Here is a 12,137-nt window from a genome sequence, read left to right on the forward strand (position 1 = left end):
ATCAGAATCGATAACCTATCCCAACATTAAACCCGTTGCTGGACGTTTTCTGCACGTGCCCGGCCTGGTAGCCAACATCCACCGCTACGTTATCAATCAGGTTGAACTGCACCCCTGCTCCCCAGGCAAAACGCGCATCAAATATTTTATAGCGCCCGGTACTGTCCCGGCCTGGGTTATGGTAGTCAGTCTGGTTGCTGCTGCTTTCCCAGCCCGCCCCTCCCAGCAAGTAAAGGCTGGCCCAGCTCGTCGCCCGCCAGGCAGGCCCGACCATCAGGCTATAGTAACGCACGCGGTGGTGCTTCACTTCTCGGGCATCGCTTCCTCCGACACTCTGGCTACCCCTGCCGCTCATGCCGCTGAAAGAGACCATCGCGCTCAGAGGTAATTCCGGGATTTCATAGCGATACTTCGCATTGACCCCTTTCATGGCTTTGAAATGTGAGATGTGGCTTTCAGTGTAACCCAGCGTGAAAGTATGCCGCCCGCTAAAGCTTTCCGGTGGGTAGGCCTGCTGTAACGGCTTTTGTGTGGTGCTGGCAACAACGTCTTCAGCCCCGGCAAGCAGAGGAAAAAACAGCAATACAGTCATGGTTTTTTTCATTTCACTCTTCCCTGACGCCTGTGAAATCACAGCTTGATGTTGGCTGTCGTATTTTAGAGCAGAGAATCAACCGTTCGCCGCGAATCGTGCCGAACAGCGGGCGAGCGCATTTTTAGTATTGATAAAGGGGCGGGAAGCGAAAAGCGGGAAAAAGAAGAGAGTCGTAACAAGGCCGGGGTTAACCCGGCCTGATCAAGCTTAGTGACCGGGGAAGTTCACCAGGCTGTAGCTTTCAATACCCTGCGCTTTCAGGCGAGATTCGCCGGTCAAATCAAACAGGTTAATGATAAATGCAGCGTCTTTTACGCTGCCACCTGCACGGCGAATCAGCTTCACCGTTGCTTCAATAGTGCCACCGGTTGCCAGCAAGTCATCGATCACCAGAACAATATCACCCGGCTGAATCGCATCACAGTGCAGTTCCAGCGTGTCTGTGCCGTATTCCAGCTCATAGGTTTCAGCAAAGGTTTTACGTGGCAGTTTGCCTGGCTTACGTACCGGCACAAAACCTACTCCCAGTCCTAGCGCAACCGGTGCACCGAACAAAAACCCTCGCGCTTCAGTGCCCACTACTTTGGTGATGCCAGCGTCACGATAGCGTTCAACCAACAGTTCAATGCTCAATGCAAACGCTTTCGGATCTTCCAGCAGGCTGGTCACGTCACGAAAGAGAATACCCGGCTTTGGGTAATCCGGGATGCTTTTGATACTGTTTTTAATCAATTCAAGCTGCTGCGCAGTCGCGGTCATAATGTTATGCCTGGTAAATACAAATCTGACTCGCGCAGCTTCATTCCACTCTGCGGCAGGGTTGCCGGGTGAAATTCAGACGTTGAGGGGAAGCCGCGCACGAAAACGACCAAATCTATGCAAACCGCCGGACAATTGCAACCGTGTTAAGCAAAATCACCGCTTTTCTTGCCCTTCATCAACCACGGGTATACGAATCATAAAGACCAGCAGCGCGCAGAGGATCGCCAACAGTAACAGACGCACCCAAAGGAGCTTGACCATCCACAGCGAAAAAGCAAAAGTGATCAGAATAAACAGGATCGCCCTGCCCTTAGCACCTGGAGGCATCGCCCGGTGTTGCTGCCAGTGACGCAAATATCGACCAAATACCGAGCGGTGCAGCAGCCAGTAATGAAAACGCGGTGAAGAACGGGCAAAACACCAGGCGGCCAGCAGTAAGAATGGCGTGGTGGGCAGCAACGGCAACACCACTCCCAACGTCGCTAACACCACAGCAAGCCAGCCTAAAACAATAAGAATATAACGTTGCATGGCACACCCGGAAAAATGTCTCAGAATCAGGGTATCATACAGAGCATTACCGCCACGGAGAATAAGATGAAAAGCGCAGGTTTACTGCAACAACTCGATATGCAACTCGAACAACTTGCGCACGCCGTGGAACCTCATGCCAATAATCGCACTGCACAGGCACGCTTCGATATTAAATTGTTTCACTGCCACACCACCCGACTGGGCGATTATTTACTGGAAGTTCGCCAGACGATGGCACAGCTGAAACAAAGCGTACGTGATAACCGTATGGAGAGCGTGGCCTGGATGGCTGAACGGGTAGTGATGCAGATGAGCGCCCTGCAACGTGAGCTGGCAACGCAGAAAATGCGTCGCAGTGAGTCTCGCCCTGTTCCGGTCAAAGAGAATTTATATGAGAAACTGGCCGAGCATCAGGATTTCGAACGTCGCTTACGTGCCATGATTATCGACCGGGAGAGTTTGCTGGCCGTGCAGGAAACCCTGGCACAACAGCAACAGTTGCAACGGGAAGTCGCTGCTCTGGAAGGACGGTTACAGCGATGTTTGCAAGCCCTCAAGCGAATTGAACGCGCCATTGAAAATCGCGAACGTAGCAGCTAGCCTCGTCTCATCCCCTGCCGAATCGGGGACTATAATAGTCACATTGCCCTGTAACTGGAGAGCGAAAATGGGTCTGATTTCCTGGATAATCATCGGTCTTCTGGTGGGTTTTATTGCACGCTATTTTTTTCCTGGCCGCCCGGGCGGGCTGGTGCCCACATTAGTACTTGCCGCCGTGGGAGCGTTGATTGGCGGCTATATCAGTACCTATATGAATAACGGCACGCTGGCCACCCTCGACCCACATACGATGCTGACTTCACTTATAGGTGCACTGGTGATGACGGGTATCGTCAAAATTTTACGTATCTGACCGCTGATTGTCTGCATTCAGAAATAAGGAGCAAGTATGTCACTGGAAACCGCGCCGGAAGAAATCAAACTCGCCGTCGATTTGATTATGCTGTTGGAAGAAAATCATGTTGCACCAGAAACCGTTCTGGCTGCGCTGGCGATCGTACAGCGGGATTTTGAACAGAAAGTCGCCAGCCAGTCATAATCGGCGGTTAAACTGACTGACGTAACGTCGGACAGAGCGCCAGCATATCAATGAGCGTTTCCACTAATTGCGGCGCATCACCGGCTAAATCAAAACTGCCCGGCATAAATAACCAGTTTTCCATGATGCCACTGATGTAGCCACGCATCACAACGGCAGCACGCCGGGTATCCAGATTTTCGGGGAGTTGTTTTGCATCAATGCACTGCGATAAAACCTCTTCTATCTTTTCATAACATTCAAGATAGAGATTTTGTTGCATCAGTTGTAGGGTAGTCATTTCTCCAACAAACTCACATTTGTGGTAAATAATTTCCATAAGTGCACGCCTTCTTGGGTCACTGGCTGCTGCGTCAAGGACATACAACAACATTGCGCGCATTACAGATAGTGGATCAGAAGGATATTTTGATTGATACTCAAGCTCCAGGTCCGCCATTCCGGATTCGGATTGCGCCCAGATTTCATTCAGCAAATCAGTTTTATTTTTGAAATGCCAGTAAATAGCACCCCGCGTCACGCCAGCACTTGAGGCAATATCCGCCAGTGACGTTTTGGATACGCCATGTTCAGAGAAGCGCTTAATTGCGGCATCAATGATGTGATTGCGCGTTTCCTGCGCCTGTTGTTTGGTATTTCGTGCCATGAGGGTGTGATTTACAAAGAGTTAGACTTACATACATTTCCGAATGTATGTACCATATCACGACCATAATTTAAACGCAGCAATGGGTTTATGGGTTTGTAATCCATTGAACAATCGATATCGGACACTCGAGGTTTATTTATGAACAAAAACAGAGGGTTAACGCCTCTGGCGGCCGTTCTGATGCTCTCAGGCAGCTTAGTGCTAACGGGTTGTGACAACAAAGAATCTCAGCAAGCCGGACAGCAACAGCAGGCACCTGAAGTGGGTATCACAACGTTGAAAAGCGCCCCGCTTAAAATTACTACCGACCTGCCAGGTCGAACCTCATCGTTCCGTATTGCAGAAGTTCGCCCACAGGTATCTGGCATTATTCTGAAACGCAACTTCGTTGAGGGTAGCGATATCAAGGCTGGCGAGTCTTTATATCAAATTGACCCCGCCACATATCAAGCTGCTTATAGCAGTGCGAAAGGTGATCTGGCACAGGCACAAGCCAATGCACAGATTGCCGCATTGACGGTAAAACGCTACAAGCCCCTGTTGGGTACTAAGTACATCAGCCAGCAGGACTACGACCAGGCAATGGCAACGCAAAGCCAGACCGCCGCTGCCGTTCAGGCTGCTCAGGCCACTGTAGAAACAGCACGCATCAACCTCGCCTATACTCGAGTGACCTCACCTATCAGCGGTCGCATCGGTAAATCGTCGGTGACGGAAGGCGCTTTAGTTGCCAGTGCGCAAACCACTGCGTTGGCAACCGTACAGCAACTTGACCCTATCTATGTTGATGTGACCCAATCCAGCGAAGATTTCATGCGCCTGCGTGATGAACTGAATTCCGGCAAACTTCAGCAGACCAATGGTAAAGCTGAAGTCAAACTACTGATGCAAAATGGTAGCGAATACGCGCAGAGCGGAACATTAGAATTCTCTGATGTCACTGTGGATGAAACCACAGGTTCGATCACATTACGTGCCGTGTTCCCTAACCCTGATCATAGTCTGCTGCCGGGTATGTTTGTGCGTGCCCGTCTGGATGAAGGCACCAACCCGAATGCACTGTTGGTTCCTCAACAGGGTGTGACCCGTACGCCAACCGGTCAGGCAACTGCCATGGTTGTGGGCGCGGACAATAAGGTTGAAGTCCGTAATCTGACTGCCGACCAGGCATTTGGTGATAAGTGGCTGGTGTCTGCCGGTCTGAAAGATGGCGATCGTGTGATTGTGACCGGTCTGCAACGCGTGAAACCTGGTGCAGCGGTAACGCCTCAGGAAGTCAGCGATGACAGCGCCAAAGCAGGTTCCGAGTCTCAGGCGAAGTCTGAACAACCGAAGTCTTAACAGGAGCCACTGAGACATGGCTAAGTTTTTTATCGATCGCCCCATCTTTGCCTGGGTAATCGCCATCATTATTATGTTGGCGGGTGCGCTGTCGATTCTTAAACTACCGATCGAGCAATATCCAAACGTTGCTCCAACGGCAATTGAGATCACAGCAACCTACCCTGGCGCTGATGCGAAAACACTGCAAGACTCCGTCACGCAGGTTATCGAACAAAACATGAACGGCATCGACGGCCTGATGTATATGGGCTCCAGCAGTGACTCCTCCGGGACGCTGCAGCTGACGCTGACCTTTGAATCAGGGACTAATGCTGACATCGCTCAGGTACAGGTGCAGAACAAACTGCAACTGGCGATGCCGCTACTGCCGCAGGAAGTGCAACAACAGGGGATTAAGGTTCAGAAATCCTCGAGCAGCTTCCTGATGGTCGCCGGTTTCATCAATGACAACGGCACCATGACCCAGAACGATCTCTCCGACTATGTCGGGTCGAACATTAAAGACCCTATCAGTCGAGTGTCAGGCGTGGGTGATACACAGCTGTTCGGTGCACAGTACGCCATGCGCATCTGGATGGATCCTCACAAGCTCAACAACTACTCGCTCACGCCCGTTGATGTCATTAGCGCCATCAATACCCAGAACGCCCAGGTGGCGGCGGGTCAGCTCGGCGGTTCTCCGCCTGTTGCCGGCCAGCAGCTTAACGCGTCTATTATTGCGCAGACACGCCTGACCTCGGCGGAAGAGTTCGGCAAAATTCTGCTGAAGGTGAATACCGACGGTTCGCGTGTTCGTCTGAGTGATGTCGCGCATATTGAGCTGGGTGGTGAAAACTACGAGATTATTGCCCGTTATAATGGACAACCGGCTTCCGGTCTGGGGATCAAGCTGGCAACCGGCGCTAACGCACTGGATACCGCCGCCGCCGTTAAGGCAGAACTCACCAAGCTGGAGCCTTTCTTCCCTGCCGGGATGAAGGTGGTTTATCCGTATGACACCACGCCATTCGTTAAGATTTCGATTAACGAAGTGGTGAAGACGCTGGTCGAAGCTATCGTGCTGGTATTCCTGGTCATGTATCTGTTCCTGCAAAACTTCCGCGCAACGCTGATCCCAACGATCGCCGTGCCAGTCGTACTGCTGGGAACGTTTGCCATTATCAGCGCCTTCGGATACTCGATAAACACGCTAACGATGTTCGGGATGGTGCTGGCCATCGGCCTGCTGGTGGATGACGCCATTGTGGTGGTGGAAAACGTCGAGCGCGTCATGGCCGAAGAGGGCCTGCCACCGAAAGAAGCCACACGTAAGTCAATGGATCAGATCCAGGGGGCGTTGGTTGGTATTGCCCTTGTACTGTCGGCTGTATTTATCCCGATGGCATTCTTCGGCGGCTCTACCGGCGTTATCTACCGTCAGTTCTCAATTACCATTGTTTCTGCGATGGTGTTGTCGGTAGTGGTGGCGTTGATCCTGACCCCGGCACTCTGTGCAACGATGCTGAAACCGATTGCGAAAGGCGATCACGGTAAGACGACTGGATTCTTCGGCTGGTTTAACCGCCTGTTCGACAAGAGTACCAATCATTATACCGAAAGTGTTGGCCACATCGTTCGCAGTACCGGTCGTTATCTGGTGATTTACCTGCTGATTTTCGTGGGCATGGCTTTCCTGTTCCTGCGTCTGCCGACCTCCTTCCTACCGGAAGAAGATCAGGGTGTGTTCCTGACGATGGCCCAGCTCCCTGCTGGTGCGACTCAGGAGCGTACTCAGAAAGTGCTGGACCAGGTGACGGATTACTACCTGAATAAAGAAAAAGCTACGGTTAACTCTGTGTTTACTGTTAACGGCTTTGGCTTTGCAGGTCGTGGTCAGAACACCGGCCTCGCCTTTGTCAGTCTGAAGCCGTGGGATGAACGTCCAGGTGCCGACAATAAGGTTCCTGCAATTGCCGGGCGGGCAATGGGCGCACTTTCCGTCATTAAAGATGCGATGGTGATTCCTTTCAACCTGCCAGCCATTGTTGAACTGGGTCAGGCAACAGGCTTCGACTTCCAGCTAATCGATCAGGGCGGTTTAGGCCATGAAAAACTGACTGCCGCACGTAACCAGCTGCTGGGTATGATTGCCCAACATCCGGATGTACTGGTGGGTGTGCGTCCTAACGGACTGGAAGACACCCCGCAGTACAAACTGACTATCGACCAGGAAAAAGCACAGGCGCTGGGGGTATCGCTGTCTGATATCAACACCACACTGGCAGCCGCCTGGGGTGGCTCCTATGTCAATGACTTCATTGACCGTGGTCGCGTTAAGAAAGTCTACGTGATGGGTGAAGCACCTTACCGTATGTTGCCTGGTGATATCGGCAACTGGTATGTGCGTTCTACCAGCGGCGAAATGGTGTCATTTAATGCCTTTGCGTCAGCCAACTGGGTTTATGGTTCGCCACGTCTGGAGCGTTATAACGGCCTTCCATCCATGGAGCTGTTAGGGCAACCAGCACCGGGTAAAAGCTCCGGTGAAGCCATGGACCTGATGCAGGATCTGGCCTCTAAGCTGCCAACCGGTATCGGCTATGACTGGACGGGCATGTCTTACCAGGAGCGTTTATCTGGTAACCAGGCTCCAGCGCTGTACGCCATCTCACTGATTGTGGTGTTCCTGTGTCTGGCAGCGCTGTATGAGAGCTGGTCAATTCCGTTCTCTGTCATGCTGGTGGTGCCATTGGGTGTGGTCGGTGCGCTGATCTTCACCACCCTGCGCGGGTTAAGTAATGACGTTTACTTTGTTGTGGGGCTGCTAACAACCATAGGGTTGTCGGCGAAGAACGCCATCCTGATAGTCGAGTTTGCTAAAGACCTGATGGAAAAAGAAGGCAAAGGGCTGGTTGAGGCCACGCTGGAAGCGGTGCGCATGCGTTTACGTCCGATTCTGATGACCTCTCTGGCCTTTATCCTGGGTGTTCTCCCGCTGGCTATCAGTAGCGGTGCAGGCTCCGGTGCTCAGAACGCCGTTGGTACGGGCGTAATGGGCGGTATGGTCACTGCAACCGTCCTGGCAATCTTCTTCGTTCCTGTGTTCTTCGTGGTGGTCCGCCGCCGCTTCAGTAAGAACAAAGAGGAGCTGGAACACAGCCATCCGGTTGATTCACAGCATCACTAATCAACGCTGAGTTGATGTGAATAAGAGGCTGCCTTCGGGCGGCCTTTTTTTTGCTATTTCCCTGCCCTTTCTGCGGTTGCAATTTAAAAAGCGGCAGCGCATACTATTGTTATAGTATAACATTACATTAAGGGTAGAAAATGAAACAGGGTATTCATCCTGCTTACCGCCAGGTGGTATTCCATGACACCACGGCTGATGCTTACTTTGTGGTGGGTTCCACCATCAAAACTGACCGTACAATCGAACACGAAGGCAAAGAGATGCCATACGTCCTGCTGGACGTCTCTTCTGCCTCACACGTTTATTACACCGGTAAACAGAAAGATTTTGCTAAAGAAGGCAGTGCAGCACGCTTCAGCCAGCGTTTTGGCGGTTTTCTTGGCGCGATGAAAAAATAAGGAGCCATCATGCAGGTATTAAGTTCTCTGGCTTCGGCCAAAAAGCGTCACAAAGATTGCAAAATTGTTCGCCGTCACGGCCGTGTATTTGTCATTTGTAAGAGTAACCCCCGCTTCAAAGCCGTACAGGGCCGGGGCGGAAAGAAACGCTGATTGCTGTAGCCATGTCGTCATGCCAAAGGGGATAGCTTGCGCTATCCCTTTTTTTATCTTTTCGACCAACAGTATCAGCCAAACTACCGTGGCCGGGCGTACCCGGCACACGGTTTACTTCATACTGTTGACCATCGCATTCACATTGTGTTTGAACGCTGCGACATAACTGTCAGCAGCACCGCCCTGAGCAGTCAACGCCTCAGGATAAAGCTCTCCGCCTGATGTGGCGCCACCCGAGGCCGCAATCTGCTTCACCAGGCGCGGGTCGGTCTGGTTTTCAATAAAGTACACGTGGATTTTTTCGTGCTTCAGCTGGGTAATCAATCCGGCAACATCAGAGGCGCTGGCTTCTGACTCCGTGGAGAAACCCACCGGCGACAGGAACTTCACGCCATAACGCTGGCCGAAATAACCAAACGCATCATGGCTGGTCAGCACCTTACGCTTCTCTTGAGGGATCGTACTGAACGCCTTCTGCGCCCAACTATCCAGCTGTTTCAGCTGCTCAATATACGCGCTCCCCTGTTGACGGAAATAATCCGCATCCTCCGGATCAGCGGCAATCAGCGCATTCATCACATTGGTGGCATAGGTCACACCATTCTGCATACTGTTCCATGCATGCGGATCGGTAATAGTCTGTCCATCCTCTTCCATTTTACGGGTATTGATGCCACTGGATGCCACCACAGTCTGGCCTTTATAGCCAGATGCCGTGATCAGGCGGTCCATCCACCCTTCCATCCCCAGGCCACTCACAAAAACCACATCAGCATGGGCAAGCGCCTGGCTGTCTTTCGGCGTTGGTTCAAAGCTGTGCGGATCGCCATTTGGCCCTACCAGGCTTTTGACGACAACATGCTCACCGCCAACATTTTTCACAATATCAGCCAGCACGGTAAAGCTGGCTACCGCCTCAACTGTTTTTGCCATCGCCAGTGGGGTGGCCATTAATGCTGATAATGCCAGCGCTACAGGTAACTTCTTCATGCTTACTCCTTCACCATAGACAATGTTTTGCGTGAGGAAAAAATTCCGCCGCAAGGTCCGATTAAAATAGAAATAAAGAATAAAATTGCCGCACTGAGCACCACAGCAGGCCCGGCGGGTAATGAGAGATAAAATGAGGCGTACAGACCGCCAAAGCTGGCGAGGGTCGCCAGTAGCATTGCAGCTGCCAGCGTGCCGGAAAGATGCCGACTCCAGAAACGGGCGCTGGCAGCGGGCAGCATCATCAGCCCGACACTCATCAGCGTGCCTAGGACCTGAAAACCTGCCACCAGATTGACTACAACCAGTACAAGGAAAATACCGTGAACCAGTGGTGAGGCCCAACGGTTCTGAGCGCGCAAAAAAGTGGGGTCAAATGCGTCAATCACCAGCGGCCGATAGATCAGGGAAAAAATGAGCAGAGAAACGCCACTGATGGTACTGACCAGCACGATAGAGGGAACATCCACCGCCAGCAGCGAGCCAAACAGCACGTGCAGCAGATCCACGCTGGAACCGCGTAATGACACCAGCGTAACGCCCAGCGCCAGTGAGCCGAGATAGAAACCGGCAAAGCTGGCATCCTCGCGCAAAGGGGTATAACGACTCACTGCACCTGATAAAAGCGCCACCGTCAGTCCGGCAATGGCACCACCAATGCCCATCGCCACCAGTGAGAGACCGGAAAGCAAATAGCCAATCGCCGCACCGGGAAGAACCGCGTGGGACAACGCATCCCCGACCAGGCTCATGCGGCGTAGTAAAAGAAAGACTCCCAGCGGAGTGGCACTGAGAGACAACGCCACACAGGCAACCAGCGCACGACGCATAAAACCAAATTCAATAAACGGGTGTAGCAACATCATGCGCTGGCTCCTCCGCTGCGTCCGAAGTTCAGCCCGGTCACCCCACAGTCGCGGCATGACCACTCGCTGTGCTGTTCTTTCAGGCGTAATACCTGAGGAAAATGCTGTGCCACCGTCGCCATATCATGCAGAACGACGATGAGTGTGCAGCCCGCGTGATGGCGCTCTGCTAACAATGCCAGTAGTAGCGCAATGGTGTCGCTATCAACGCCGCTAAAGGGTTCGTCAAGTAACAGCAATTCCGCATCCTGCACCAGCAGTCGGGCAAACAGTACACGCTGGAGTTGCCCCCCTGATAGGGTCCCAGGTGCCGCTTCCGCAAAGGGAAGCATGTTGACACGATCCAGCGCCGACAGAGCCTGTTGACGCTGCTGACGGGAGATCCCTCTGAACCAGCCGCAGTGCCGCCAGAACCCCATCACCACCAGATCAAACACCGTAAGCGGAAAACTTTTTTCAATGTCAGAATGCTGTGGCAGCCAGGCTATGGAAGGGCGTGGCGTGGTAAAACTGACCGAGCCACTGACAGCAGGCAGCATCCCACATAAGGTTTTCAATAGTGTTGACTTGCCACAGCCGTTTGCGCCGACCAGCGCCGTCATACTGCCACGGGCAAATTCACCGCCCAGCACGGGGCTCACTGCACGGTGCTGATAGCCAACAACGAGTTGATTGAGTACGATCATCAGATAATGGCCCACCAGGTTAGCAGAACCAGCAGACTCACCAGCAGCGCGGTGAGGACCATGCGCAGCCACGCCGGGCAACTCAACAATGTGCCAAGACGTAAAAACACGGGGGAGGAATTCATGGAAATGACACTTTAATGTTATAACATAACAACAAAATAGCGCGAATCGAGCGGTAACGGTAAAGCAAAAATGTATCTAAGTATTTCACTTTACGATAAGGAATATGTCCCTATATATATTAAAAAAACTCAACAAGTCTTTACGCTAGTGACAACCAGAGCATTTAGCGACAAAATAATTAACTGACAAATCATCACCATAGACTACACTTCATTTATACAGCGGTCTATTTTACCATCAGAAGCAATTACCCTGATTAGTAAACATTAACTCTGTGGAGAAAAAATGCGCAAAACCTTACTGTTAAAATATCGTCAAGACGAGCTTAATCCACTAGAATTAATGCAAGAGATACAACAGATAATTCCCAAAATAGAAGATGACCTTGTGGGATCTCTTCAATGGTATTCATCAAATGCGCGATATGTTCCCGACAGTATCAGAATTATTTCCCTGGAACATTTGGAGCAATCGCGTTATAAACTTAACTATAGTTTTCACTGGAACGTGTTCAATGCCTGCCTGGATATTGATACGTTTGAAACAACCAACCAGTCAGTCAATTTTAGCTGGAACGCAGATGCGCTGGTGTTTGATTTCATTGATAACGATCGTAATGCAATGTCAGATGAATTGTAATAATGAGTCAAACATCTAACGTTTATTTTAATTTTAGTTATATTTTGTATAGATAAATTTAGTTGAGATGTATTTATCACTTCCTGGCACACCATGTTTAAAAGTGCAGTCAAATAGCATGTTT

The 12,137-nt window shown here is 51.4% G+C and carries 16 protein-coding genes; 8 read left to right on the top strand and 8 right to left on the bottom strand.

Annotated features, from left to right (window positions below; genetic code table 11):
• Position 1: 1 nt before the first annotated feature.
• From FY046_RS08800 to FY046_RS08810, 3 genes are all read right to left on the bottom strand, one after another.
• Positions 2-604: an Ail/Lom family outer membrane beta-barrel protein gene (locus FY046_RS08800; protein WP_133845745.1), complete on the bottom strand. Its 603-nt coding sequence runs from the start codon at positions 602-604 to the stop codon at positions 2-4.
• A 198-nt stretch (positions 605-802) separates the two neighbouring features.
• Complete coding sequence (gene apt / locus FY046_RS08805) at positions 803-1,354, bottom strand: adenine phosphoribosyltransferase (RefSeq protein WP_133845746.1); 552 nt, start codon at positions 1,352-1,354, stop codon at positions 803-805.
• Positions 1,355-1,510: 156 nt separating this feature from the next.
• Positions 1,511-1,888 carry a DUF454 family protein gene (locus tag FY046_RS08810; RefSeq protein ID WP_446185979.1) on the bottom strand — a complete coding sequence of 126 codons (378 nt, stop codon included), beginning with the start codon at positions 1,886-1,888 and terminating at the stop codon, positions 1,511-1,513.
• Positions 1,889-1,954: 66 nt separating this feature from the next.
• Between FY046_RS08810 and priC the strand changes: the two genes are divergently transcribed.
• From priC to rsmS, 3 genes are all read left to right on the top strand, one after another.
• Positions 1,955-2,491 carry a primosomal replication protein PriC gene (gene priC, locus FY046_RS08815; RefSeq protein ID WP_133845748.1) on the top strand — a complete coding sequence of 179 codons (537 nt, stop codon included), beginning with the start codon at positions 1,955-1,957 and terminating at the stop codon, positions 2,489-2,491.
• A gap of 67 nt (positions 2,492-2,558) precedes the next feature.
• A complete protein-coding gene (locus FY046_RS08820) occupies positions 2,559-2,804 on the top strand; it encodes a GlsB/YeaQ/YmgE family stress response membrane protein (protein ID WP_133845749.1) in 246 nt (81 codons plus the stop codon).
• 36 nt (positions 2,805-2,840) lie between these two features.
• The gene (gene rsmS / locus FY046_RS08825; protein ID WP_133845750.1) at positions 2,841-2,990 is read left to right on the top strand and encodes a pleiotropic regulatory protein RsmS; all 150 of its coding nucleotides are present in this window, start codon (positions 2,841-2,843) and stop codon (positions 2,988-2,990) included.
• Positions 2,991-2,997: 7 nt separating this feature from the next.
• Here the strand turns inward: rsmS and acrR are convergent, their stop codons facing one another.
• On the bottom strand, positions 2,998-3,636 hold the full coding sequence (acrR, locus tag FY046_RS08830) for a multidrug efflux transporter transcriptional repressor AcrR (RefSeq protein WP_133845751.1): 639 nt from the start codon (positions 3,634-3,636) through the stop codon (positions 2,998-3,000).
• A gap of 141 nt (positions 3,637-3,777) precedes the next feature.
• Here acrR and FY046_RS08835 point away from each other — a divergent pair, with 141 nt between their 5' ends.
• The 4 genes from FY046_RS08835 to ykgO all read left to right on the top strand — a co-directional run bounded on the left by FY046_RS08835 (position 3,778) and on the right by ykgO (position 8,703).
• A complete protein-coding gene (locus FY046_RS08835; protein WP_133845752.1) occupies positions 3,778-4,980 on the top strand; it encodes an efflux RND transporter periplasmic adaptor subunit in 1,203 nt (400 codons plus the stop codon).
• A 16-nt stretch (positions 4,981-4,996) separates the two neighbouring features.
• On the top strand, positions 4,997-8,149 hold the full coding sequence (acrB, locus tag FY046_RS08840) for a multidrug efflux RND transporter permease subunit AcrB (RefSeq protein ID WP_133845753.1): 3,153 nt from the start codon (positions 4,997-4,999) through the stop codon (positions 8,147-8,149).
• Between the two features lie 140 nt (positions 8,150-8,289).
• Positions 8,290-8,550 (top strand): type B 50S ribosomal protein L31, encoded by a 261-nt coding sequence (locus FY046_RS08845; protein ID WP_133845754.1) that lies wholly within the window; start codon positions 8,290-8,292, stop codon positions 8,548-8,550.
• Positions 8,551-8,559: 9 nt separating this feature from the next.
• Positions 8,560-8,703 carry a type B 50S ribosomal protein L36 gene (gene ykgO, locus FY046_RS08850; RefSeq protein ID WP_012442195.1) on the top strand — a complete coding sequence of 48 codons (144 nt, stop codon included), beginning with the start codon at positions 8,560-8,562 and terminating at the stop codon, positions 8,701-8,703.
• A gap of 114 nt (positions 8,704-8,817) precedes the next feature.
• Here ykgO and FY046_RS08855 read toward each other — a convergent pair whose 3' ends face one another.
• Genes FY046_RS08855 through FY046_RS08870 form a run of 4 tightly spaced genes read right to left on the bottom strand, consistent with a single transcriptional unit; the run spans position 8,818 to position 11,373 of the window.
• Positions 8,818-9,696, bottom strand: coding sequence for a metal ABC transporter substrate-binding protein (locus tag FY046_RS08855; RefSeq protein ID WP_133845755.1), 879 nt, complete (start codon positions 9,694-9,696; stop codon positions 8,818-8,820).
• A gap of 2 nt (positions 9,697-9,698) precedes the next feature.
• A complete protein-coding gene (locus tag FY046_RS08860) occupies positions 9,699-10,562 on the bottom strand; it encodes a metal ABC transporter permease (protein ID WP_133845756.1) in 864 nt (287 codons plus the stop codon).
• Complete coding sequence (locus tag FY046_RS08865; RefSeq protein WP_133845757.1) at positions 10,559-11,248, bottom strand: metal ABC transporter ATP-binding protein; 690 nt, start codon at positions 11,246-11,248, stop codon at positions 10,559-10,561. Before FY046_RS08865 ends, FY046_RS08860 begins: the two co-directional genes overlap by 4 nt.
• Positions 11,248-11,373 carry a hypothetical protein gene (locus FY046_RS08870; protein WP_259151068.1) on the bottom strand — a complete coding sequence of 42 codons (126 nt, stop codon included), beginning with the start codon at positions 11,371-11,373 and terminating at the stop codon, positions 11,248-11,250. The genes FY046_RS08865 and FY046_RS08870 overlap by 1 nt, the downstream gene beginning before the upstream one ends.
• A 286-nt stretch (positions 11,374-11,659) precedes the next feature.
• On the opposite strand from FY046_RS08870, the gene FY046_RS08875 reads away from it, so the two are divergent.
• Positions 11,660-12,013, top strand: a complete 354-nt coding sequence (locus FY046_RS08875) for a hypothetical protein (RefSeq protein ID WP_133845758.1) — start codon at positions 11,660-11,662, stop codon at positions 12,011-12,013.
• Positions 12,014-12,137: the final 124 nt, after the last annotated feature.

This window comes from Erwinia sp. 1181_3 (genome assembly GCF_052824965.1).